Genomic DNA, 22,376 nt, shown 5'->3' on the forward strand with positions numbered 1-22,376 from the left:
CCCTTTGACCGACAAGCCCGTCACGCTTGCCGTCATCATCGGCGCGCATGGAGTGACGGGCGAGGTCCGTCTGAAGCTGTTCGGGGAGGGGGCTGAGGCCCTGAAATCCTATGACGGCTTCGATGCGGCGGGGCGCAGGCTGACGTTGAAGTCGGTGCGCCCCGGCCCGAACGGCGCGGTCGCCCGCTTTGCCGAAGTCGGTGATCGCTCCGCGGCGGAGGCGCTGCGCGGCACCGAACTGACCGTTCCCCGTTCGGCTTTGCCACCCCTGGGGGAGGGCGAATATTATCATGCCGACCTGATCGACCTGCCCTGCTTCTCCAGCGATGGCGAAGGGCTGGGCCATGTCGTGGCGGTCGAGAATTTCGGCGCCGGCGACATCATCGAGGTGGAGCGGCCCAACGGCAAGCGTTTCATGGCGCCGATGCATGCGGTGACCATTGCGGATGAGCGGGCGGTCATAGAGGCCGCGTTTGCGGCTTGAGCTTCGTTCGCCAGGGCAATTGAACCGCCGTGCTCCCGCGAAGACAGGAGCCCAGATCGGACGGTGGAACCAGGCTCCCGCCTTCGCAGGAGCAGGTTGTAGATCAATCGGAGGCATTAAGAGGGCGCGAACCATGCCGAAAATACTTGCCGCTCTCTATCTGCTCCTGATGGTCGCCGCTGGCTGGCGTCTCTTCACCATTTCCTGGTCGCGGACGCTCAAGATCGCCGCGGGCGTGGCGATGGTCGTTCCCATTCCGATGCTGTTCCTGCTGCCCGCGCTGGTGCAGCCGGACCGGCCCTTCGCGGACCTGCTGCGCGCCATCGGCATCGCGCTGATGCTCGGCGGCGGGGTGTCGCTGCTGGGCGGCGTGACGGGCGCCTGGTTCAAGGCGCGCAAGGCATGAGCTTTCAGGCGCAGATATTGACGCTCTACCCGGAGATGTTTCCTGGGCCGCTGGGCGTGTCGCTGGCCGGGCGGGCGCTGGCGGAGGGGAAATGGGGCTGCGATCCCATCCACATTCGCGACTTCGCCACCGACAGGCATCGCACCGTGGACGATACGCCCGCGGGCGGCGGGGCGGGCATGGTGTTGCGGGCCGACATCCTTGGCCTTGCCATCGATCATGCGCTGGAAAAGCGCCCGGACCTGCCGGTCATCGCCATGACGCCGCGCGGCGCGCCGATCACCCAGGGGCGCATCCGCCAGCTTGCCGCCGGTCCCGGAGCCACCATCCTCTGCGGCCGGTTCGAGGGCTTTGACGAGCGGATTTTCGACGCCCGGCCCGTCGAGCAGATCAGCATGGGCGACATCATCCTTTCCGGCGGAGAAATGGGCGCCCTGATGCTGCTGGATGCTTGCATCCGCCTGCTTCCTGGGGTAATGGGCGCCGCTTCCAGTGGGGATGAAGAGAGCTTCGAAAGCGGCCTTCTCGAATATCCGCACTATACCCGGCCCGTTATATGGGAAGGGCGTATGATCCCCGAAGTGTTGCGATCGGGGGATCATGCGAAGATCGCCGCCTGGCGGAAACAAAGGGCGGAAGAGGACACACGGCTAAGGCGGCCGGACCTTTGGGAACGCCATATCGGCGTTCGGGACCAGCCGCCCTCTGGTGCGCAACGCGAAAAGTAGGACTTGAAGTCATGAACCTGATCCAGCAGATCGAGGCCGAGAACATCGCGGCCCTCGCCAAGGATATTCCGGAATTCCGCCCCGGCGACACGCTGCGCGTCGGCGTGAAGGTCGTCGAAGGCGACCGCAGCCGCGTCCAGAATTACGAAGGCGTCTGCATCGCCCGCTCGAACAAGGGCATGGGCAGCAACTTCACCGTGCGCAAGATCAGCTTCGGTGAGGGCGTTGAGCGCGTCTTTCCGCTCTATTCGCCGAACATCGATTCGATCACTGTCGTCCGCAAGGGCGTGGTGCGTCGCGCGAAGCTCTATTATCTGCGCGGCCGCACCGGCAAGCGCGCTCGCATTGCCGAGCGCCGTGAAGTGCGCAGCGAGGATTGATCGCTTTCATACTGTCTTGACAGTTGTAAAAAAGAGACAGGCGGCATCCCATGCGGGTGCCGCCTTTTTCTTTATGCATCAATGATTTGATCCGGAATTGCGGGGATTTCCCCTTTCCCCGTCAGCCATGATTTCGCGCCGCAGCAGAAATTCGTTTTTCTTTGATGGCGGTTTTGTGTCAGCGTTCCGTTTCCAGAGATTGCTCAATATTTCGAAGATCCAAGCCTGCGGCTCTGGAGCAGGATCATCGTAGCTCAAAGGATTTGAACGAACTGTTCAGGTAAGAACAAGAAAATATCTGTCGGGAGAGGCTCTCTTCATAACGAAGCAAGGGGGCTGGTTCATGAACCAAAAGAGTTTCGTTTCTCGCGCAGCCATGATTATTGCGCTGTCTTCTTCAGCAACAGTTTACGCACAGACCGATCCGCAAGCGGCCTCCGCCACGGATGGCGCGGCGATCATCGTCACCGGCACCCGCCTGACCGGGATGAAGGTGGCCGACAGCCCGGCGCCGATCCAGCTCCTGGGCGCGGACACGTTGCAGCGCACGGGCTCCCCGGACCTGATGCAGAGCCTGGCGCAGCAGCTTCCCTCCGTCCAGGCGCAATCCTTCGGCAGCGACCTTCAGGCGCATAACCTGCAGATGAAGCTGCGCGGCCTCAGCCCCAACCACACCCTGGTCCTGGTCAACGGCAAGCGGCGTCACGGCACCGCCAACGTCTCGGTCGCCGGTGGACCCTATGGCGGCAGCGCCGCTCCGGACGTCAGCTTCATCCTGCCCGAATCGATCGAGCGCGTGGAAGTGCTGCAGGACGGCGCGGCGGCGCAATATGGCACGGACGCCATCGCGGGCGTCATCAACTTCCTCCAGAAGAAGGCCGACCATGGCGGCTCCATCAATGCGACCGGCGGCGAATATTACGACCAGGGCGGCAAGACCTATGCGATCGGCGGCAATATCGGCATGGCGCCCTTCGACGGCGCCTATCTGAACATATCGGCGCAGAAGAAGCACAAGGGCTTCAGCTTCCGGGGCGACATCAACCCGCAATCGATCAACCTGTCCAACACCTATCCCGAAATCAGGAACCTGCCCGGCTATCCCTATACCAACCGGATCATAGGCGACCCGCACATTGACCAGACGGTCGTGAACTACAATGCCGGCTATGAATTCGGCGACTATGAAATCTACAGCTTCGGCAGCTATGGCCACAAGAAGGCCGCCGCCTATGAGAATACGCGCCCGCCGACGACCGTCGTCAGCGCCGGCGGCGTGCCCTATTATGCCGGGGGCTTCCAGCCGCAGGAGCGCATCGACGAGACCGATTATTCGGTGACCGGCGGTTTCCGCGGCACATTGGGGGACACGACGTTCGACCTGGCGTCCACCTATGGCAAGGATCTGGTCAAGGTCTATGTCTATCATTCGGCCAATGCCCAGCTCTACGCCGATACCGGCTTCACGCCCGAAACCTTCCACAATGGCGACTTCTTCAACACCCAGTGGAGCAACACGCTCGACCTGACGCATGCCGTGGACATTGGGCTTTCGGAACCGGTCAACATCGCGGCGGGCCTGGAATTCCGGCATGAGACCTATGGCATCCGGGCCGGCGATCCGGCCTCCTATTATGGCGGCGGTGCGCAGTCCTTCTTCGGTTACAGCCCCAATGACGCGGGCAAGTACAAGCGGGACAATTTCTCGCAATATCTGGACATCAGCCTCAAGCCGCTGGAAAACTGGCTGGTGGACGGCGCGGTCCGCCACGAACATTATAGCGATTTCGGTGACACGACCGTCTTCAAGCTGACCAGCCGCTATGACTTCTCCGACGCCTTTGCGTTGCGCGGCACGGTCAGCACCGGCTTCCGCGCGCCGACCCTGGCCGAAGGAGGCTATTCCGGCCTGAACGTCGGACCGGGCTTCATCGGCGGCGTGCTTCCGCCCGCATCGTCCGCCGCGGCATCGCTGGGCTTTGGCGGCCTCAAGCCTGAAAAGTCGACCAACTTCAGCCTGGGTACGGTCATCAACCCGGCGCGCAACTTCACCATCACGCTGGACGCCTATCAGATCACGATCCGCAACCGCATCATGACCTCGACGGCCTTCTCCGGCTTTACCGGCAATCGCTGCCCGGCGGGTTATGCGGGCGGCAATGCGGCGGCCTGCCTGCCCTTCGATGCGGACCAATATGCCATCTACAACCAGTTGGCGGTGCTGAGCGCGGTGAACGCGGCGCTGGGCGGCAGCAGCACGGTGACGGACTGGAGGACGGCGGACGCGATCCCGGCCTATGTGCTGTTCGCGGACAATGGCGTCGACCGCAACACCGAGGGCGGAGTGTCGGTGCAGAGCTTCGTCAACGGCGTGAAGATGCGGACCCGGGGTGTCGACCTGGTGGCGAGCTATGTCACCGACCTTGGCGAAATGGGCAAGCTCGACCTGACCTTCACCGGCAATTACAACGCCAACAAGGTCCTGGGCATCAATCCGCTTCCGTCCGCGCTCTATTCCAGCACCGTCAATCCCGAGCTGACGCGCCTTATCGACGCGTCGAGCGAAGTGGAGCTGGAGCACAGCACGCCGCGCTTCCGGGGCACGTTCAACGCCTTCTGGACCTGGGGCAAATTCTCCGCCAACCTGCGCGAAAGCTATTATTCGCAGGTTTATACGCTGGAAACCGCGCGCAGCGGCCCGGATGCCGGCGACCTCATCAAGGTGCCGGTCAAGGAGGCGTTCATCACCGACCTCGAACTTGGCTACCAGATCGCCAAGCCGATCAAGCTTTCCATCGGTGCGAACAATCTGTTCAACAAATATCCGACCCAGCGGTCCAAGGAGTTCATCCGCAACGCGGAACTCGCCAATGGCGAACGCGGCTATTCGACCAGCAAATATCCGACCATCTCGCCTTTCGGCATCAATGGCGGCTATTATTATGCGCGGGTGAACGTCACCTTCTGAAAACAGGCGGACAGGCCATCCGGCCTGCCTGTCTTGGAACGGGAAGGGCGGCGAACGGCACGGGCCGTCGCCGCCCTTCTGCCTTTTATCGGTGCCAGTCCATGCCGCTTTTCCACCGTATCGCCACCCCGGCCGACGAACCGGCGCTGCTGGAACTGATGACCCTGGCCATCGACCGCCTGCAATCCGGTTTCCTGACACCCGAACAGGTGAAGGCCAGCCATGGCTTCATGGGGCTGGACAGCCGGTTGATCAGCGACGGCACCTATTTCGCGATCGAGGATCGGGGGGAGATTGCCGGTTGCGGCGGCTGGAGCCGGCGCGCCACGGCCTATGGCGGCGACCATAGCGCGGGGCGGGACGACCGGCTGCTCGATCCGGCGACGGAGGCCGCCAGGGTGCGGGCCATGTACACCCATCCCGATCATGTGCGGAAGGGCGTGGGCACGCTGATCCTCTCCCTCTGCGAGGCGGCGGCGCGGGCGGAGGGCTTCGCGGCGCTGGAACTTTCCGCCACCATGGCGGGCGTGCCGCTTTACCGCAGCTTCGGTTTCGCCGACGTGCGGGCGTTCGAGGATAGCGGCGTGCCGCTGATCCTGATGCGCAAGCCTATTGGCGACTCGTGAACCAGAGGCCGATCAGGCTGAGCGCCGCCGCTGCCGACATATAGAGGCCGACCAGCTCGACGCCCTGGACCTGGATCAGCCAGGTCGCGACGATGGGCGCCAGCGCGCCGCCGATGATCCCGCCCAGGTTGAAGGCGAAGGACGCGCCGGTATAGCGAAGCTGCACCGGGAAGAGATGCGGCAGATAGGCGCCGAGCGGCCCATAGACGAAGCCCATCAGGAACAGGGCGAGGCTGAGGATCAGGAAGATCGGCAGCAATTGCCCGGTGCCCATGGCGGGACCGAAGATCACGCCCATCGCCACCGTGCCGATGCAGCCCGCGACCAGCACGCGGGTCGGGCTGCTCCTGTCCGACCACCAGCCGGCGACGATGATGCTGAACGCCATGAACAGGATCGCGCCCAATTGGATGGCGAGGAAGGTTTCGCGGTCGATCCTGAGCGTGGTGGTGCCATAGCCGAGGGCGAAGGCGGTCGCGATATAATAGACGGCGAAACAGGCGGCGCAGGCGAAGGTGCCCGCGACGGCCGCGCCCAAATGGCTCTTGAACAGGGTGGCGAGCGGCACGGCGGGCGGCGGTGCTTCGGCCCGGGCCGCCGCGAATTCGGGGGTTTCGGTGAGCTTCAGGCGTATCCAGAGGCCCAGGATCACCAGCACCGCGCTGCCCAGGAAGGGCAGGCGCCAGCCCCAGGCGAAGAAATCCTTGTCAGTGAGGAACATGCCCAGCAACAGGAACAGCCCGTTGGCGGCGAGGAAGCCCACCGGCGCGCCCAATTGCGGGAACATGCCGAAGCGCGCGCGCCATCCCGGAGGCGCATTCTCCACCGCCAGCAAGGCCGCGCCGCCCCATTCGCCGCCAAGGCCGAAACCCTGTCCGAAGCGCAGGAGGCACAGGATCAGCGGCGCCCACCAGCCGATGCTCTGATAGGTCGGCAGGAATCCGATCGCCAGCGTCGATCCGCCCATCAGCATCAGCGACGTCACCAGCGTCGCCTTCCGCCCGATGCGGTCGCCATAATGGCCGAACACCGCCGCGCCCAGGGGCCGGGCGAAGAAGGCGAGGGCCAGGCTGCCATAGGCGGCGAGCAATTGTGCCGAGGGGGAGGAGGCGGGGAAGAAGAGCGGCCCGAAGACCAGGCTGGCGGCGGTCGCGTAGATATAGAAGTCGTAGAATTCGACGGCCGTGCCGATCAGGCTGGCCGCCAGCACCCGCTTGTGGCGCAGCATCGCGCCCATGCCGCCCATTTCCCTGGCCCCTGCTTCCACCGCTTGCACGCCCCCCATCGTCGTCATTTCCCCGCCCGCTTCTGGTTCAGCAATTCATAGGCCATCACCGCGCAGGCGACCGCCGCGTTCAGGCTGTCCGCCTTGCCCAGCATCGGCATCTTCACCAGCAGGTCGCATTCGGCTTCATAGCTTTCGGGCAGGCCCTGCGCCTCATTGCCGACCAGCAGGAAACTGGGGCTCTGGTAGCGCGGTTCCTGATAGTCGTGCGTGGCCTTCAGGCTGGTGCCGATCAGCTCGCCCGGCCCCTCGCGCAGCCAGTGCATGAACTCGCCCCAGCGCGCCTGCGTGATGCTCTGGGTGAAGAGGGCGCCCATGCTGGCGCGCACGGATTCGACGGAGAAGGGGTCGACGCAATCGTCGATCAGGATCAGACCGCCCGCGCCGACCGCATCGCCGGTGCGCAGGATCGTGCCCAGATTGCCGGGATCGCGCAGCGACTGGGCGACGATCCAGATGTCGGCCCTGCTCCGGTCGAGCTTCGCCAGCGGGGTCAAGCGGTCGCGATAGACGCCGACCACCGCCTGCGGATTATCCTTGCCGCTGATCTTGGAGAGGATGTCGGGCGTCGTCTCTATCACGTCGCCGCCCGCCGCCTCCATCGCCGCGATCAGGTCGGCGGCGAGGGGGTGGGTGGAACCGGCGTGGAACAGCATTTCGGGCAGCACGCCTTCCTCGCGCGCTTCGGTCAGGATGCGCAGCCCTTCGGCCAGGAAGAGGCCCTCCGCCTTGCGGAACTTCTTCTCCCGCAGGGAACGGACGCGCTTCACCAGCGGGTTGGAAAATCCGGTGATTTCTCGCGCCACGATGCTGTCCCTTGCCCTTTTTGCAGGTCCGCCGAAACGGCCTCTCTATAGGGGGAGAGGGGAAAAGGGTAGGGGGCTTGGCAGGGTGGGGGTTTGGCTTTGCTGCCGGCGGGCTTTAAACCGGATCCCCTATCTCAGGTCGCCTGGGAGGCGCCGTGCCGGGCGACGGCGACGCGGTTGCGGCCGGAGCGCTTGGCTTCATAGAGCGCCATGTCCGCGACCGCCAGCCAGCTTTCGCCTGTCGGCCAGTCGCCGCGCAGTTCCGCCACGCCGAAGCTGACGGTGGCGCGCAGCGGCGGCGTGCCGGGCATTTCCGCAGCGGCGATCGCGTCGCAGAAGCGCTGCGCCGCCCTTGCGGCATCGTCCTCCGCCGTTTCGGGCAGCAATATGCCGAATTCCTCGCCGCCCAGCCGCCCGAGCGAATCGCTGGGGCGTTGCAGGCCGGCGCAAAGCCGGGCGATGCCGCGGATCACCTGGTCGCCAGCGGGATGGCCGTAGGTGTCGTTGATATGCTTGAAATGGTCGATGTCGAACAGCAGCAGGCTGGCGGGCCGCTCATGCCGTTCGAACAGGGCGATGGCGCGGTTCATTTCGGTGAGAAAGGCCCGGCGGCTGAGCGCGCCGGTCAGATGATCGCGCTCCGCGATGCGGCGCAGTTCGAGCTGCTCGACCACCAGCGCGGCGAGATTCTTGAGGATGGCGATCTGCGCCGGGTCGAATTCGCGCGGCACGGTGTCGATCGCGCAGAGCGAACCGATATTATAGCCGTCCGGCGTCTCCAGCGGGATGCCGGCATAGCTGCGGATGTTGGGATCGCCCGTCACCAGCGGATTGTCGCGGAAGCGGGCATCCTCCTTGGCGTCGGTGATGACCATCGGCGCCCGCTGGCGGATGGTGTGGTCGCAAAAGGCGATGTCGCGGGCAGTTTCGCTTTCGTCGAGGCCGGCCAGCGACTTGAACCACTGCCGGTCGGTATCGACCAGCGAGACGGCCGAAATCGGCACGCCCAGGATGCTGCGGACCAGATCGGTGATGCGGTCGAAGGAGGATTCCCTTGGCGTATCCAGAACTTCGTACCGGTTCAGCGCGGCGAGACGCGCCGGTTCGTCCATCAGCTTTGGATCGAGCATTGCCAACTATCCTCAACCGGCGGCGCGCCCTTCCTGCGCCCCGCGATTCCCGTTCGATATTATCCTGTGATAGTCGCTTGCCGATGTTTGACAAAGGCTTAGCAGGCTCGACCCGCCTTATTCCTCGCCAAATTTATCCTCGACCAGCGTCACCAGCTTGCCCAGCGAATCGGCTGCCTCGGGACCAGTGGCGCTGATGACGATGCTGTCCCCCATCGCCGCGCCCAGCATCATCAGGCCCATGATGGAGGTTCCGGTGACTTCGCTGCCGTCCTTGCGCACGGTGATCTGCGCGGGAAGGCCGCTGGCCAGGGTCACGAATTTCGCGCTGGCGCGGGCGTGGAGGCCCCGGCGGTTGCTGATCCTGACTTCCTGGCTGATTTCGCTCATGTGGTGCTGCCCAACAGTTCCGATGCAACGCTGATATATTTCTGACCCGCTTCCCGCGCGGCGGCGACGGCCTGGCGCACGTCCATGACCTTGCGCGCGCTTTCCAGGCGGATCAGCATGGGCAGGTTGATGCCCGCGATCACCTCTATCTCCCCCGCCTTCAGCAGGGAGATGGCGAGGTTGGAGGGGGTGCCGCCGAACAGGTCGGTCAGCAGGATCACCCCCGACCCGTCGTTGACGCGCGCCACCGCATTGGCGATGTCGGCGCGGCGCATCTCCATATCGTCCTCAGGCCCGATGCAGATGGTCTCGATCTGCTGCTGCGGACCGACCACATGCTCCATCGCGACGACGAATTCCGTCGCCAGCGCCCCATGGGTGACGAGTACCAGTCCAATCATCTTGCTTACGTGGCCCACCTGTTCTTCATGGATTACGCTTTCGGGCCTCCCGGTCTGCGCTTCTCCAGGGCGTCCTGGGGCGCTGATTCCATATTGCGGTGCGAGACCGTGGGCGAAAAGCCCGCATCTTGCAAGTATCTGGCGACGCGTTCGGCCACATGGACCGACCGATGGCGGCCGCCCGTACAGCCAAAGGCCACGGTAATGTAGCTTTTTCCGCCCTCCGCATAGCGGGGCAGCAGCAGGGCCAGCAAGTGTTCGATGCGCCCGACCGCCTCCTCATAGGCGGGATCTTCCATGATATAGGCGGCGACAGCGGGGTCGAGCCCCGTCTTCGGCCGCAGCGCCTCCTCCCAATGGGGATTGCGCAGGAAGCGCATGTCGAACACCAGATCGGCGTTGAGCGGCACGCCGCGCGAATAGCCGAAGGACATGATGGTCAGCACCGGGTCCGACAGCCCCTCGCGGGAGAAGCGGTTGCGGATTTCCTGTTGCAGGCCGTTGCTGGTGAGGCTGCTGGTGTCGATCACCTGATTGGCCCAGCGGCGCAGCGGTTCGGTCAGTTCCCGCTCGCGGGCGATGCCATGGCGGGCGGGGCGGTCGGTGGCCAGCGGATGGCGGCGGCGGGTTTCCGCGAAACGACGCTCCAGCTCCTCGCCGGAGCAGTCGAGGAACAGCGTTTCCACATCATGGCCGTGGCGAGCGCGCAGGGCCTTGATCCGCTGGACGATGGCGGCGGCGTCGAAGCCGCGGGTGCGCGCGTCGATGCCCAGCGCCAGAGGACGGTCCGTCCCTTCCTCATGCCCCTCCGGCAGGGGGGTGTCGAGCAGGCGGTCGAGCAGCACCAGCGGCAGGTTGTCGACCACTTCCCAGCCCATATCCTCCAGCGTCTTGAGCGCGGTCGTCTTGCCCGCGCCTGACAGGCCGGACACGAGCAGGATGGTCTTCGGCGTTTCCAGGCTCACAACGGGTCCATGCTCCCGAGGCCCAGGGTCCGGACGGCGAGTTCCACCTTGATCGGGGCGGATGCTTCGAACGGGGCGAGCCGGACCACGGGGATTGCGACCCCCGCGATGGACCGTTGCGCGGTTTCCGGCGGCATGCGCTCCACATCGTCGCTGAGGTCGACGGCCAGCGCGACCGGGGCGTTGTCCGCATGGGGCATGTCGACCAGCCCCAGGCCGCGCACCTCCATCATGCCGACGATCCGGTCGGGCGCGCGGGCGAACAGGCGCCCTTCGATCTCCAGCAGGCGGGTATAGTCGTCGCTCACCAGCACGGCGCCGCGATCGATCAGGCGCAGCGCCAGGTCGGACTTGCCCATGCCGCTGGGGCCGCAGAGCAGCACGGCCCGGCCGTCAATCGCCACGCTGGTCGCATGCAGGGTTTCGGAAGAATGTGTCGACGCCATATCGCCTTATCGCTTTGACGTCATATTAGCTCCTGTTGGCGCTGGTGGAAATCGAATTAACCGGGGCGTTTCTCATTATGGTGCAGTGGGGGTGTGGGGGAGGGGCAAATTCAGGCCATTCCCCGCAGACGGTCGGCGCGGCGCAGCGGGCCTGGAGGGCGGCAGCTTAAAATCCCGGCCTCCTCCCGCCCATGGGAGGGGGAGTATCTGAGCCTCCCCCTTTCCGGCTTATTCCGAAACGATGCCCGGATCGCGTTCGACCGCCATGGGCAGGCGCACGATGAAGCAGGCGCCGCTTTGCGCGTCCTGGCGGTCCGCGATGCTGATCTTGCCCTGATGCCCCTCCACGATGGAGCGGGCGATGGCGAGGCCAAGGCCCGAATGCTTGCCGAACGCCTCATTTTCCGGGCGGACGCTGTGGAACCGGCGGAAGACATGTTCGCGTTCCGATTGCGGGACGCCCGGACCCTCATCCTCCACGCTGACCAGCACTTCATTGTCCGCCACGGTCGCGACGATCTGGACCAGCCCGTCATCGGGGGAGAAGGAGATCGCATTGTCGATGAGGTTGTCGAGCACGCGGATGATCCGCTGCTCCTCGCCCAGCGCAACCGCGACATTCCTGCGTGGCCGGGCGAAGGCGAGGCGCACGCCGCGGGGCACACCGCGGGCTTCGCGGGCGACCACCATCTTCTCGATCAGCAGGCCGAGGTCGATCGGCTCGAACCGGGTGCGGGAAAGCTGCGCGTCGATGCGCGAGGCTTCGGCAATGTCCGTCACCAGCCGGTCGAGCCGGCGCACATCGTCCTGCGCGATCGCCATCAGCTGGGCGCGCAGTTCCGGCTTGTCCACCCGGTCCAGCGCGTCCAGGGCTGAACGCAGGGAAGCGATGGGGTTCTTCAGCTCATGGCTGACATCGGCGGCGAAGGCGTCGGTGGCGTCGATCCGCTGGCGCAGCGCATGGCTCATGTCGGACAGGGCGCGGGCCAGCATGCCGATCTCGTCCCGCCGGTCGGGCAGGCGCGGCACCGTGACTTCGCGCGCCCGTCCCAGCCGCACGCGCACCGCCGCGCGGGCGAGGCGTTGCAGCGGCTGCACGATGGTCCGGGCCAGGAACAGGGAGAGCAGGACGGAAGCCAGCACCGCCGCCGCCAGCACCATGCCCAGGCGGAAACGCTCCGCGCGGACGGTGCGCGTGATGTCGCGGGCATTTTCCGTCGCCAGCAGGCCGGTGCCGTCCTTCACATTGACCGCCGCGGAGATCATGAAGGTGCGGTCGGGGGCATAGCGGTTCACCGCCTGGGTGCGGCCGCTTTTGCGCGCCACCACCATTTCGGGCCATGCCTGTGCCCGGTCGACCGCCGGCTCCTCGAAATTGGGCGGGCGGTCGGCGGACACGATGCGGTCTATCACCTTGTCGAGGAAGCGGGCGACATGGCGCTGCCATTCCTCCTCGGCGGGCAGGCGCAGGCGATAGCGCGGCGCGTTCATGGCGAAGCTGTCGGCGATCAGCCGTCCCTGCGCGTCATAGCGGCGCACGCGGTCGCCGGTCTGCCGCGCATAGGCGGCGATCAGCGCGTCCTGCCGGTCCGCCGGCGCATTTTCAAGGCCAATGGCCAGCAGCTTCAATTCGCGCGCCGACTGCTCCAGCCGGTCGTCGACGATGCGCGTGCGGTAGCTGTCCAGATAGAAGAAGCCGCCCGCCAGCAGCGCCAGCGCGAACACATTGACCGCCAGGATGCGCGGGGTCAGGCTGATCCGGCCGGACCAGCTCCACCTTGCGCCCGCGTCATGCTTCTTCGGAGAAACGATAGCCGGCGCCATAGAGGGTGTCGATTGCGTTGAATTCGGGGTCGACTTCGCGGAACTTGCGGCGAAGGCGCTTGATGTGGCTGTCGATGGTGCGGTCGTCGACATAGACGTCGTCCTGATAGGCGGCATCCATCAGCTGGTTGCGGTTCTTGACCACGCCGGGGCGTGCGGCGAGCGTTTCCAGGATCAGGAATTCGGTCACGGTCAGCGTCACGTCGCGGCCCATCCATTTGACCCGGTGGCGGGCAGGGTCCATTTCCAGCCGGCCGCGCACGATCGGTTCGGCCACCGGCTCGTCGGGCGCGGCATCCACCTTGCTCGCCTCCGCCCGGCGCAGGATCGCGCGGATGCGCGCGATCAGCAGCCGCTGGGAGAAAGGCTTGCTGATATAATCGTCCGCGCCCATGGCGAGGCCCAGCGCCTCGTCCAGTTCGTCGGCCTTGGACGTCAGGAAGATGACCGGCATATGGCTCTTTTCCCGCAGCCGCCGCAGCAGTTCCAACCCGTCCATGCGCGGCATCTTGATGTCGAACACGGCCAGGTCTGCGGGATTTTCTATCAGCGCCTTCAGCGCCGCCTCCGGGTCCGAATAGAGGCGCGTCAGGAACCCTTCCGTCTGCAACGCGATGGAGACGGAGGTCAGGATATTCTTGTCATCGTCCACCAGAGCGATGGTTGCGGTCATGCTGCGCCCCGAAAATCGTCGGCAATGGGAATGCCCCTGCGTTAGACGAAGGCGGCTTCCCCTGCAAGGAAGGCCGGGCGGGCGGGTTATGCGGTGTAGCCATGGGAATTCGGGATAAATGCCGGGGATGCGGGGTTTCCCGGGGTTTGACGCATCTTCTGCAAAGGCTTATGCCCGCTAGGTCTGCAGCAGATGGCGCCAAGCGGCGAAGATCGCGGCGTTGAGAGGCGGACCGGCCGTGAACATGATAAGATGGCGGCCGGACATAATGATATTCAGGAGTAAAGGCGTGCAGGCCAAATCCTCTTTCACCCTCGATCGGCAGGGCATTTCCACCAGCGCCGATCAATATTGGAATCTGGGCACCGCGCCGCTGGTCGAAGCCGCGCTTGCCAATGGCGAGGGCATATTGGCCAAGGACGGCCCGCTGGTGGTCAAGACCGGCAAGCATACCGGGCGGTCGGCAAGCGACAAGTTCATCGTCAGGGACGCGGAAACCGAATCCACCGTCTGGTGGGGCAAGACCAACGTGCCCATGACGCCGGACCATTTCGCCGCGCTGAAGGCCGATTTCTTCGCCGCCCTGGGGCAGAAGGACAAGCTGTACATTGCCGATCTGTTCGGCGGATCGCAGCCTGAGCATCGCGTCAACGTACGGATCATCAACGAATTCGCCTGGCATAACCTCTTCATCCGCACGCTGCTGGTCCGTCCGGGCGCGGAGGAGCTGGCGGATTTCGCGCCTGAATATACGATCATCGACCTGCCCACCTTCCAGGCCGATCCGGCCCGTCACGGCACCCGCAGCGAGACGGTGATCGCGGTCAACTTCACCGAGAAGCTGATCCTGATCGGCGGCACTCGCTATGCCGGCGAGATGAAGAAGTCGGTCTTCGGCATCCTCAACTATCTGCTGCCGACGCGGGGCGTGATGCCGATGCACTGTTCGGCCAATATCGGTCCGAACGGCGACACGGCGGTCTTCTTCGGCCTGTCGGGCACGGGCAAGACCACCCTGTCGGCCGATGCCAGCCGCACGCTGATCGGGGATGACGAGCATGGCTGGTCGGACACCGCCGTCTTCAATTTCGAGGGCGGCTGCTACGCCAAGATGATCAACCTGTCGGCCGAGGCCGAGCCGGAGATCTTCGCCACCACCAAGCGGTTCGGCACGGTGCTGGAAAATGTCGTGATCGACGAGGAAACCCGCGAGATCGACCTGGACGACAACAGCCTGGCCGAGAATAGCCGGGGTTCCTACCCGATCGACTTCATCCCGAATGCGTCGGAGAAGAATCTGGGGCCGGTGCCGAAGAACATCATCTTCCTGACCGCCGATGCTTACGGGGTTTTGCCGCCGATCGCGCGGCTGACGCCGGACCAGGCCATGTATCATTTCCTTTCGGGCTATACCGCGCGCGTCGCCGGGACGGAGATCGGCGTGACGGAGCCGTCCGCGACCTTCTCCACCTGCTTCGGCGCGCCGTTCATGCCGCGTCACCCTTCCGTTTACGGCAACCTGCTGAAGGAACGGATCAACAAGGGCGGCGTGACCTGCTGGCTGGTCAACACCGGCTGGACCGGGGGCAAATATGGCGTCGGCAAGCGCATGCCGATCAAGGTGACGCGGGCCCTGCTGAACGCGGCGCTCGACGGCAGCCTCAACAACGCCGAATTCCGCACCGATCCCAATTTCGGCTTCCAGGTGCCGGTTGCGGTTCCGGGCGTGGATTCGACCATACTCGATCCGCGCGCGACCTGGCCCGACAAGGCGGCCTATGACGAAACCGCAGGCAAGCTGGTCAAGCAGTTCGTCGACAATTTCGCCCAGTTCGAGGATCATGTCGATGCGTCGGTACGCGACGCGGCGCTGACGGCGGCCTGACAGGCCCGCATTTCGTAACGACAGGGGCCGGGGAGCGATCTTCCGGCCTCTTTCGCTTCCCGTCGGCGGGACGGAATGCTATCCTGCATCAAACTTCAGCGGGATATGAGCTATGGCACTGTTCGACGATTTGCTGGGCAATATGGGTGGCCTGGAGGCGGTTGCCGCGAAGATCGGCCTCCAGCCCGACCAGATGCAGGCCTTGATGAGCGAAATCGGCGGCAAGATCGCTTCGGGCGAGACGGATGTCGCCGCGCTGGCGACCACGGCCGCCGAACATGGCGTGTCGGCGGACAAGTTGCAGGAGCTGTTCGCCCATTTCGGCGGCCCGGAAGCCATATTGGCGAAGATCGGCGGCCTGCTCGACCGGGATGGCGACGGCAATCCGCTCAACGAACTGGGCGGGCTGGCCAAAGGTCTTTTCGGCTGATCCGCCGTCCCGGCGCGCGCTGGGATGACGGATTTTGCGGAAATGGCCGGGCATACCCCCAATTGGGTATGCTTTTGGATAGATAAGCGATTATGAGCTTGCTGCGGGACGGGCGTGTCGGCGCTCCGGGAGCAGGGGAAAATCATGATGATGGGGGATATGCTGCGCGGCAGCGCCGCCATTGCAGCGATATTGAGCAGCAACGCGCAGGCGCAGAGCCAATTTCTGTCCGGTGAATGGATGCAGGACGGGGCCTGCGTGCCCAGCTACCGCGCGCTGAATGCGCCGGATACGCGCAATCTTCCCTGCTGCGTTCCGGCGCGTCGCGCGGTGCCGCCGCTTTGCCCGCGGTCCTGATCCGGCGCGGATGATCGCCAGCTTTCGCACGGACAAGTTTTTTTCGCCTTGCCTTGGAACGTCCCAAGGGGCATTCGCGCTGCATAGCTTATTGCGAAGCCCACGCAACTGACGCTCTTACCCGCGACAGTCGCCCTGGATTTGGCAGGGGAAAAGGTTTTGAACGACGTGACGATCGAAAAGCCGGTGCTGGAACCGACCGGCGCGCTTTCAGTGGAAACCGTGCTGTCGGTGCGGCATTGGAACGAACATCTGTTCAGTTTCCGCATCACGCGGCCGGCCAGCTTCCGCTTCCGGTCGGGCGAGTTCGTGATGATCGGTTTGCAGGGCGACAATGGCAAGCCGCTGCTGCGCGCCTATTCGGTCGCCAGCCCCGCCTGGGACGAGGAACTGGAGTTCCTGTCGATCAAGGTGCAGGACGGGCCGCTGACGTCCAAACTGCAACTGATCCAGCCCGGCGACCAGATCTATCTGGGGCGCAAGCCGACCGGCACGCTCGTCACGGACGCGCTGCTGCCGGGCAAGCGGCTGTTCATGCTGTCGACCGGCACGGGTCTGGCGCCCTTCCTCAGCCTGGCGCGCGATCCGGACGTCTATGAATTTTACGAGCAGGTCGTGGTGGTGCATTCGGTCCGCCGGGTGAGCGACCTTGCCTTCCATGACGAGCTGTCGGGCAAGCTGGCGGACGACCCCCTGGTGGCCGAGCAGGCGGCCAGCCAGTTCCATTATGTGCCGACCGTGACGCGCGAACCCTTCCGCAACAATGTCCGCATCGACAAGCTGGTGGAAACGGGCGCGCTGTTCGAAGGGATTGCAGGCGAGCCGAAGTTCAATCCCGAGACCGACCGGATCATGATGTGCGGCAGCATGGAGATGATCAAGCAGTTCGGCGCCTATTTCGAGGAACAGGGCTTTGCCGAGGGCTCCAACGCCGCGCCCGGCGCCTATGTTATCGAGCGCGCCTTCGTAGGCTGATTGCCTGCGGCATCGGCAAGGGAAGGGCTGGCGGCGATGCCGGCCCTTCTGCTTTTCCGTGGATGGTCTTCATGATGGGGGCAGGCGGCGCAAGGTCGGCATCGCAACGGCGCCAGACGATGTCATCGCAATGAACCGGCTGCGACCCGAGGCTTTGCTTCTGGCCGGTTCCTATCCTTGTTTCCCTTTCCCGTGCCGATGGCAAGACGATCATCGTCCATTATGAACGGTTTATCGGATATGCTCCGGCGTCCGCGCATGGCCCCCGCGGCGAGTCGCGCCCGGGATGCGGCTCCATTCGGCCGTTGCGGCAGCGGGCGATTCGGCAAAGCGGTCGATTTTTCGGTGGAACATCGCGATAAGCAGTCCACCTCCGGCGTAGGAAGGGGCGACGGCGCGATTTGTGGAGATGCGGGCAGACAGTACGAAGGCGGCCTACACCGCTTTCTTAAGCTATAATCACAGGGACGTTCGGGCCGCGCGCGGGCTGCAACGGCGGCTGGAATCCTATCGGCTGCCCAAGGGCGCCATGCGATCCGACGGCGGGCGGCGGCTTGGCCCGATCTTCCGCGACCGCGACGAACTGCCTGCCGCGGCCGACCTGTCGGAGGCGGTGAAGCAGGCGCTTTCCCGATCGGCGGCTTTGGTGGTCCTGTGTTCGCCCCATGCGGCGGCTTCGCCCTGGGTGGACAAGGAAATCCGCCTGTTCCGCGTCCTCCATCCCGACCGGCCGATCCTGGCGGCGATCATCGAAGGCGAACCGGAAGAGGCCTTTCCGCCTGCGCTGCGGGACGGTGGCGAACCGCTTGCCGCCGACCTTCGGCGGGAGGGCGACGGCGTTCGGCTGGGCACCCTGAAGATCATTGCCGGGCTGGCCGGGATCGGCCTGGACCGGCTGGTGCAGCGCGATGCGCAGCGGCGCGTCCGGCGCGTGACGGCTGTCACGCTGGCCCTGCTGCTGGTCATGCTAGCTTTTCTCGCGCTGTCAATTGCGGCCTTGCAAGCGCAGCGGGAAGCGGAGCGGCAACGCGCCGAAGCAGAAGGGATCATCGAATTCATGCTGACCGATTTGCGGGAACGTCTGCGCAGCGTCGGTCGCCTGGATGCCCTGACCGTCGTCAACGACCGGGCGATGAACTATTATCGGGACCAGGGCGACCTCGACGATTTGCCGGACGACAGCCTGGAAAGGCGGGCGCGCATCCTTCAGGCGATGGGGGAGGACGACATCGCGCGCGGCAGCCTGCCGGCGGCGCGGCGCAAGTTCGAGGAAGCGCATCGCACCACCACCGCTCTGCTGGACGACGATCCCCAGCGGCCCGAATGGATTTTCGTTCATGCGCAGAGCGAATTCTGGATCGGGCAGGTCGATCAGCTATCCGGGCAGGCCGACGCCGCGCTCAGGCATTATCGGGCCTATCTGCATTGGGCCCGCGAGCTTTTCCGGTATCAGCCCCAGGCGGCGCGCAGCTTCACGGAAATGGGCTATGCGCTCAGCAACATCGCTTCGGTCCAATGGGAATCGAAGAACGACCATGACGATGCGATCCGGAATTATGCGAAGTCGCTCTACTGGTTCCAGCGGGCGCAGCAGGCCGATCCCGGATCGCTCAACATTCGCATGGAAGTGGCCGAACGCCATGCGCGGCTGGCCGACGTGCATTTCGACCGCCGCGACTTCCGCGCGTCGGAGCAGCATCGGCTGGAGCAACTGAGGCTGCTCGAACCCTTGCGGCGGGAAGATCCGCAAAATGGCGACATCGCCTATGACACTCTGGTGGCGACCCGTTCGCTTGCGCGGATCGCGTTCGAGACCGGTGAGACGGCCAAGGCGGTCAGGCTGCTGCGCGATGCGCGGAGCCAGTCTTCGGCGCTGCGCCAGCGCGATCCGGAGAACCAGAACTGGTTCGAGCAGCATTTGCGGCTGCTGATGGATGCAGCCGAGGTGGCGAGGGCGCGCCACCAGGGCGCGGAGGTCCACCGACTGGTCGACCAGGCCCGTCGGATCATGCATGATGCAAGTCCGACGGCCGCGGCGGACCCGGCATTTCGGGCTACGTCGATCCGGCGTCTGGATGCTATAGCACAGTCGAATGACAGGGCTTCGGCAAAGGGGGAGTGAATGCTGCCTTACGGGAACAGTGTCAGGACCATCGGCCCCGGCGACAAGATCGATCATGTCACCCTGCTCTCCATTCGCGTGCGGGAAGGCGCGTGGAATGTCAGCCGCTGGTTCGCGCCGATCTGCGAACGCGGACTGCAGGCCACGGAGGCGCGCCTGCTGAAGATGGCGCAGTCCCGCGACCCCGCGCAATATCCCGAATTCAGGGGCTATGGGTTCGAGAACATCGCCTTCGTCGAATATATGTGCTTCTTCACCATCATATTGGATGCGCCCGGCTACAGCTTCCATGACGGAAAGGACACCGATCCGATCTGGTTCGTGGAGAAGAAGGAAAACAGTTCGCTGCCCCCGCCGCCCGCGCCGGTGGCGCCCAACCGCAGCTTCTACGACCTGGAGATGACCGACATCGGCGGCTATCCGGCGCTGCGCTGCCGCAACTACATGTGCAACGGCTATACCGGCGAACCGTTGAAGGAAGGGGAGGAGCAGGGCTTCATCTTCAATCTCTATATTCGCGGCCGTTATGAACATGGCGGCGATTCGGGGGTTGTCCTGGCGATCGATCCCGACGGCGTCAGCAAGGGACCGCGGAAATAGGATCGCGCGAATCCGGTGGCGGCGGACGGGCGCTTGTGGGACAAGGCGGGAAATGATCAGGCCGCAGCTTAACAGCATCACGCGATTGGCCCGGGCGGGCGCGCTGGAACAGGCTTGGACCACATTCCATGCCGCCGGCCTGTCGCCGCAATCGGACGACCCGGATGTGCTGACGGTTTACGGACGCCTGCTGAAGGACCGCGCGGCGGGCGAGAGCGGCGCGGCGCGGGAAGAATTGTTGAACCGGGCCATCACCGCCTATGAGCGTGCTTCCGCCCTTTCGCATGCGACCTATCCGTTGATCAACGCGGCGACGCTGGCCTATGTGGCAGGGCGGCACGAGGCGGCGGTGACGCTGGCCAATGCCGTGATGACGCTGCTCGACGATCCGCTGCGCGCCGCCGAGACGCCCTATTGGATCGATGCGACGCGGGCCGAAGCGCTGCTGCTGCTGGGCCGGACCCAGGATGCCGAACGGATGCTGCGGCAGGCCATCGGGCATCAGCCCGAAGCGTGGGAGGATCATGCCTCCACGCTGCGACAGTTCGCGATGATCCTGGCGGAGGCGGGGCGGCCGGCGGACTGGCTGGACCGCCACCGTCCGGCTTCGCCGCTCTATTTCGAGGGAATATTGGGCCTTGCAGCCGATGACGCCCAGGCGGCCCGCACGATTGCCGGGGCGGTGGATGCATTGGCCCCTTCCATGGTGATCGGGGCGCTGGCCGCCGGGGCGGACATATTGGTGGCGGAGGCGGCCATTGAGGCGGGCCGCCAGCTGCATGTCGTTCTGCCCTGTCCGGCCGAACTGTTCCGGGCGGCGTCGGTCGATCCCTTCGGTCCGGCATGGGCCGATCGGTTCGATGCGTTGATGGGAAGGGCGGTGTCGGTCAGGGAAATGGACGACTGGCAACCGCTCAGCAATGCATCCGTCGAGGTATCGAGGCAGGCCGCCATGGGGCTGGCCCTGTGCGAGGCCAAGCGCCTGCAATCCTCCGCCCGCGCCTTGCAGATCGTCGGGCGGGGCGAGGAGGGGGGAGGCGACATGGCAGGCTGGGAAGCGCTGGGGCTTCGGCTGGATCGGCTGGCGCTGGAACGGAGCAACGCCGCTCAGGTCGCCCTGTCGCCGGAGGCGGAAGTCGTGGCGCTGATCGCCGTTCCGGAATCCCTGCCCTTCCACTTCGGCGGGGATGCGACGCTCTTGATCGGGCAGGAGGGGCAGCATGCCTATGGCCAGTCTTCCCTTGCCGACGCGGCCCACAGGGCCGCCGCTTTGCGCGGCGACCATCCCGAGGCCCGGCTGGCGCTGGATTACCGCGCCCTGGCCGACACGCAGGACGGACGCTGGGATCGTGCGCTCATGATCGCCGCCGCGGACCTGGAGGGGGCGGTGGCGTTGAGCGAGTCGGCGGCCCTTGCCCTTGCCCTGCACGCGCCGGAGGCGAATGTGCAGCCGATGGGCGACATCAGGACGGCGTCGGGCGACCTGGCGCTTTATGGCCTGTTTCCCTGAGCCTGGGGGGAATCACCTCTTTCTGGTCCGCGCTGAGTCCTTCGACAAGCTGAGAGCGAGCGGATGTGAGCGGCTCCGGTTCATCGGACGTTGCTCAGGATGTGCGAGAATCCGGCTTCCGCAACCGGGAGGAGAATCGGCGCTTGCAGGCTCCGCATGGCGTGGTCCGGGCAGGCTTCAGGCTATCAATTCGGCGAGCAGGCGCGGCGCCAGTATCTCCAGCGCCTCGTCTGTCCGGCTGACGATGCCCCGCCGCAGCAGATGCGCAATGGCCCGGGATGTCGTCTCCCGCGTGGTATGCACCGACAGCGCCAGCGCGGACAGCACGGGCGGCGGCTCGATGCGGTTGGAGGCGCCCGCAAGGCGCAGCAGTTCGGCATAGACCCGGCCATTCGCCGTCAAAGTGGTTCTGGCGGCCATGCGGTCCAGCATCACGTCCAACTGCCGCGCGAACAGCAGGCTGAGGCCATGGGCGATATCCGCGCTGTGCCGCGCCAGGTCCACCAATGCCGAGGTTTCGATGCAGAGGAGATGGAGCGAACCCTGCGCGACGATGTCGCTGCGCAGCGCCGCCGGTTCGGGATAGCTGCCGAAGATTTCGCCCGGCCCGTGGGAAGCGAGCAAGGTCAACTGGCCATCGGCCGAGTTGATCTGGGCCTGGGCGGCGCCCTCCACGACCACCCAGCAATGATCGGCCAGGTCGCCCTGATGCGCGACGACGGCCTTGTGCGGAAAAACCATGTCGCGAACGGCGGACGCCAGAGCCTCGGCACCTGCCTGCCCACATGAAAACACGCTTCTGATAACGGCCAGCCGTTCCGTCTCAAGCAAGCTCTTCCCCCAAAAACCATGTGGGCCAGCGCGGTCGAACCTACCGGCTGATGGCTCTCAAAAAAAGGCCCAGCAGCGCGAAGGCTGCCGGGCCCTGAGTTGGAAATCAGGCAAGCCTGAGTTCCTCGGGTCGCGGGCGGAACAATAAGCGCCT

General features: G+C 65.0%; 23 protein-coding genes. 13 read left to right on the plus strand and 10 right to left on the minus strand.

Translation table 11 applies throughout. The annotated features are described in order from the left end of the window. Window positions 1–4: 4 nt before the first annotated feature. The 6 genes from rimM to A0J57_RS04650 all read left to right on the plus strand — a co-directional run bounded on the left by rimM (window position 5) and on the right by A0J57_RS04650 (window position 5,592). Window positions 5–484, plus strand: coding sequence for a ribosome maturation factor RimM (rimM, locus tag A0J57_RS04625; protein WP_025547590.1), 480 nt, complete (start codon window positions 5–7; stop codon window positions 482–484). 133 nt (window positions 485–617) lie between these two features. Continuing rightward, a complete protein-coding gene (locus A0J57_RS04630) occupies window positions 618–890 on the plus strand; it encodes a hypothetical protein (protein ID WP_061940134.1) in 273 nt (90 codons plus the stop codon). Further along, complete coding sequence (trmD, locus tag A0J57_RS04635) at window positions 887–1,618, plus strand: tRNA (guanosine(37)-N1)-methyltransferase TrmD (RefSeq protein WP_061940132.1); 732 nt, start codon at window positions 887–889, stop codon at window positions 1,616–1,618. Before A0J57_RS04630 ends, trmD begins: the two co-directional genes overlap by 4 nt. 11 nt (window positions 1,619–1,629) lie before the next feature. Beyond that, window positions 1,630–1,998, plus strand: a complete 369-nt coding sequence (gene rplS / locus A0J57_RS04640; RefSeq protein WP_025547586.1) for a 50S ribosomal protein L19 — start codon at window positions 1,630–1,632, stop codon at window positions 1,996–1,998. 343 nt (window positions 1,999–2,341) lie between these two features. Continuing rightward, a complete protein-coding gene (locus A0J57_RS04645) occupies window positions 2,342–4,966 on the plus strand; it encodes a TonB-dependent siderophore receptor (protein ID WP_061940130.1) in 2,625 nt (874 codons plus the stop codon). A gap of 101 nt (window positions 4,967–5,067) precedes the next feature. Then, on the plus strand, window positions 5,068–5,592 hold the full coding sequence (locus A0J57_RS04650) for a GNAT family N-acetyltransferase (RefSeq protein ID WP_061940128.1): 525 nt from the start codon (window positions 5,068–5,070) through the stop codon (window positions 5,590–5,592). Here A0J57_RS04650 and A0J57_RS04655 read toward each other — a convergent pair. The 9 genes from A0J57_RS04655 to A0J57_RS04695 form a co-directional block, all read right to left on the minus strand. Beyond that, window positions 5,576–6,838, minus strand: a complete 1,263-nt coding sequence (locus tag A0J57_RS04655; RefSeq protein WP_101756451.1) for an MFS transporter — start codon at window positions 6,836–6,838, stop codon at window positions 5,576–5,578. The two genes, A0J57_RS04650 and A0J57_RS04655, sit on opposite strands and share 17 nt — an antisense overlap. 44 nt (window positions 6,839–6,882) lie before the next feature. Next, complete coding sequence (locus A0J57_RS04660; RefSeq protein WP_061940124.1) at window positions 6,883–7,683, minus strand: RNA methyltransferase; 801 nt, start codon at window positions 7,681–7,683, stop codon at window positions 6,883–6,885. Window positions 7,684–7,817: 134 nt separating this feature from the next. Further along, window positions 7,818–8,813 carry a sensor domain-containing diguanylate cyclase gene (locus A0J57_RS04665; protein WP_048576856.1) on the minus strand — a complete coding sequence of 332 codons (996 nt, stop codon included), beginning with the start codon at window positions 8,811–8,813 and terminating at the stop codon, window positions 7,818–7,820. A 117-nt stretch (window positions 8,814–8,930) separates the two neighbouring features. Continuing rightward, window positions 8,931–9,203 carry an HPr family phosphocarrier protein gene (locus tag A0J57_RS04670; protein ID WP_025547580.1) on the minus strand — a complete coding sequence of 91 codons (273 nt, stop codon included), beginning with the start codon at window positions 9,201–9,203 and terminating at the stop codon, window positions 8,931–8,933. Further along, the gene (locus tag A0J57_RS04675) at window positions 9,200–9,604 is read right to left on the minus strand and encodes a PTS sugar transporter subunit IIA (protein ID WP_025547579.1); all 405 of its coding nucleotides are present in this window, start codon (window positions 9,602–9,604) and stop codon (window positions 9,200–9,202) included. Before A0J57_RS04675 ends, A0J57_RS04670 begins: the two co-directional genes overlap by 4 nt. 32 nt (window positions 9,605–9,636) lie before the next feature. Continuing rightward, on the minus strand, window positions 9,637–10,569 hold the full coding sequence (rapZ, locus tag A0J57_RS04680; protein ID WP_048576855.1) for an RNase adapter RapZ: 933 nt from the start codon (window positions 10,567–10,569) through the stop codon (window positions 9,637–9,639). Further along, window positions 10,566–11,015 (minus strand): HPr kinase/phosphorylase, encoded by a 450-nt coding sequence (locus A0J57_RS04685; RefSeq protein WP_025547576.1) that lies wholly within the window; start codon window positions 11,013–11,015, stop codon window positions 10,566–10,568. Before A0J57_RS04685 ends, rapZ begins: the two co-directional genes overlap by 4 nt. A gap of 228 nt (window positions 11,016–11,243) precedes the next feature. Next, window positions 11,244–12,839, minus strand: coding sequence for a stimulus-sensing domain-containing protein (locus A0J57_RS04690; RefSeq protein WP_044662703.1), 1,596 nt, complete (start codon window positions 12,837–12,839; stop codon window positions 11,244–11,246). Next, window positions 12,805–13,512 (minus strand): response regulator transcription factor, encoded by a 708-nt coding sequence (locus A0J57_RS04695; protein ID WP_044662702.1) that lies wholly within the window; start codon window positions 13,510–13,512, stop codon window positions 12,805–12,807. The genes A0J57_RS04690 and A0J57_RS04695 overlap by 35 nt, the downstream gene beginning before the upstream one ends. A 289-nt stretch (window positions 13,513–13,801) precedes the next feature. On the opposite strand from A0J57_RS04695, the gene A0J57_RS04700 reads away from it, so the two are divergent. From A0J57_RS04700 to A0J57_RS04730, 7 genes are all read left to right on the plus strand, one after another. Further along, window positions 13,802–15,397: a phosphoenolpyruvate carboxykinase gene (locus tag A0J57_RS04700; protein WP_061938393.1), complete on the plus strand. Its 1,596-nt coding sequence runs from the start codon at window positions 13,802–13,804 to the stop codon at window positions 15,395–15,397. Between the two features lie 112 nt (window positions 15,398–15,509). Next, window positions 15,510–15,827: a hypothetical protein gene (locus tag A0J57_RS04705; protein ID WP_061938282.1), complete on the plus strand. Its 318-nt coding sequence runs from the start codon at window positions 15,510–15,512 to the stop codon at window positions 15,825–15,827. A 144-nt stretch (window positions 15,828–15,971) separates the two neighbouring features. After that, entirely contained in the window at window positions 15,972–16,184 is a 213-nt protein-coding gene (locus A0J57_RS04710; RefSeq protein WP_235600787.1) for a hypothetical protein, read from the plus strand. 159 nt (window positions 16,185–16,343) lie between these two features. After that, entirely contained in the window at window positions 16,344–17,159 is an 816-nt protein-coding gene (locus A0J57_RS04715) for a ferredoxin--NADP reductase (protein WP_025547564.1), read from the plus strand. 409 nt (window positions 17,160–17,568) lie between these two features. Next, complete coding sequence (locus A0J57_RS04720) at window positions 17,569–19,281, plus strand: toll/interleukin-1 receptor domain-containing protein (protein WP_061938285.1); 1,713 nt, start codon at window positions 17,569–17,571, stop codon at window positions 19,279–19,281. After that, entirely contained in the window at window positions 19,282–19,881 is a 600-nt protein-coding gene (locus tag A0J57_RS04725; protein WP_044662700.1) for a hypothetical protein, read from the plus strand. It begins immediately after the preceding gene. 52 nt (window positions 19,882–19,933) lie between these two features. Continuing rightward, the gene (locus tag A0J57_RS04730; protein WP_061938288.1) at window positions 19,934–21,391 is read left to right on the plus strand and encodes a TRAFs-binding domain-containing protein; all 1,458 of its coding nucleotides are present in this window, start codon (window positions 19,934–19,936) and stop codon (window positions 21,389–21,391) included. A gap of 177 nt (window positions 21,392–21,568) precedes the next feature. On the opposite strand, the gene A0J57_RS04735 is transcribed toward A0J57_RS04730, so the two are convergent. After that, window positions 21,569–22,132 (minus strand): Crp/Fnr family transcriptional regulator, encoded by a 564-nt coding sequence (locus A0J57_RS04735; RefSeq protein WP_082718732.1) that lies wholly within the window; start codon window positions 22,130–22,132, stop codon window positions 21,569–21,571. Between the last annotated feature and the right edge of the window lie 244 nt (window positions 22,133–22,376).

It is taken from the genome of Sphingobium sp. 22B (assembly GCF_001580035.1).
Taxonomy (GTDB): Bacteria; Pseudomonadota; Alphaproteobacteria; order Sphingomonadales; family Sphingomonadaceae; genus Sphingobium; species Sphingobium fuliginis.

Excerpts from the sequence above, each read along its gene's own strand:
- A0J57_RS04650 (WP_061940128.1), top strand. The coding sequence starts at position 5,068 with ATGCCGCTTTTCCACCGTATCGCCACCCCGGCCGACGAACCGGCGCTG.
- rplS (WP_025547586.1), top strand. The coding sequence starts at position 1,630 with ATGAACCTGATCCAGCAGATCGAGGCCGAGAACATCGCGGCCCTCGCC.
- A0J57_RS04655 (WP_101756451.1), bottom strand. The coding sequence starts at position 6,838 with ATGGGCGGCATGGGCGCGATGCTGCGCCACAAGCGGGTGCTGGCGGCC.
- A0J57_RS04695 (WP_044662702.1), bottom strand. The coding sequence starts at position 13,512 with ATGACCGCAACCATCGCTCTGGTGGACGATGACAAGAATATCCTGACC.
- A0J57_RS04675 (WP_025547579.1), bottom strand. The coding sequence starts at position 9,604 with ATGATTGGACTGGTACTCGTCACCCATGGGGCGCTGGCGACGGAATTC.
- A0J57_RS04705 (WP_061938282.1), top strand. The coding sequence starts at position 15,510 with ATGGCACTGTTCGACGATTTGCTGGGCAATATGGGTGGCCTGGAGGCG.
- A0J57_RS04720 (WP_061938285.1), top strand. The coding sequence starts at position 17,569 with ATGCGGGCAGACAGTACGAAGGCGGCCTACACCGCTTTCTTAAGCTAT.
- trmD (WP_061940132.1), top strand. The coding sequence starts at position 887 with ATGAGCTTTCAGGCGCAGATATTGACGCTCTACCCGGAGATGTTTCCT.
- A0J57_RS04685 (WP_025547576.1), bottom strand. The coding sequence starts at position 11,015 with ATGGCGTCGACACATTCTTCCGAAACCCTGCATGCGACCAGCGTGGCG.
- A0J57_RS04670 (WP_025547580.1), bottom strand. The coding sequence starts at position 9,203 with ATGAGCGAAATCAGCCAGGAAGTCAGGATCAGCAACCGCCGGGGCCTC.
- A0J57_RS04710 (WP_235600787.1), top strand. The coding sequence starts at position 15,972 with ATGATGATGGGGGATATGCTGCGCGGCAGCGCCGCCATTGCAGCGATA.
- A0J57_RS04665 (WP_048576856.1), bottom strand. The coding sequence starts at position 8,813 with ATGCTCGATCCAAAGCTGATGGACGAACCGGCGCGTCTCGCCGCGCTG.
- A0J57_RS04725 (WP_044662700.1), top strand. The coding sequence starts at position 19,282 with ATGCTGCCTTACGGGAACAGTGTCAGGACCATCGGCCCCGGCGACAAG.
- A0J57_RS04645 (WP_061940130.1), top strand. The coding sequence starts at position 2,342 with ATGAACCAAAAGAGTTTCGTTTCTCGCGCAGCCATGATTATTGCGCTG.
- A0J57_RS04735 (WP_082718732.1), bottom strand. The coding sequence starts at position 22,132 with ATGGTTTTTCCGCACAAGGCCGTCGTCGCGCATCAGGGCGACCTGGCC.
- A0J57_RS04630 (WP_061940134.1), top strand. The coding sequence starts at position 618 with ATGCCGAAAATACTTGCCGCTCTCTATCTGCTCCTGATGGTCGCCGCT.
- A0J57_RS04730 (WP_061938288.1), top strand. The coding sequence starts at position 19,934 with ATGATCAGGCCGCAGCTTAACAGCATCACGCGATTGGCCCGGGCGGGC.
- A0J57_RS04690 (WP_044662703.1), bottom strand. The coding sequence starts at position 12,839 with ATGGCGCCGGCTATCGTTTCTCCGAAGAAGCATGACGCGGGCGCAAGG.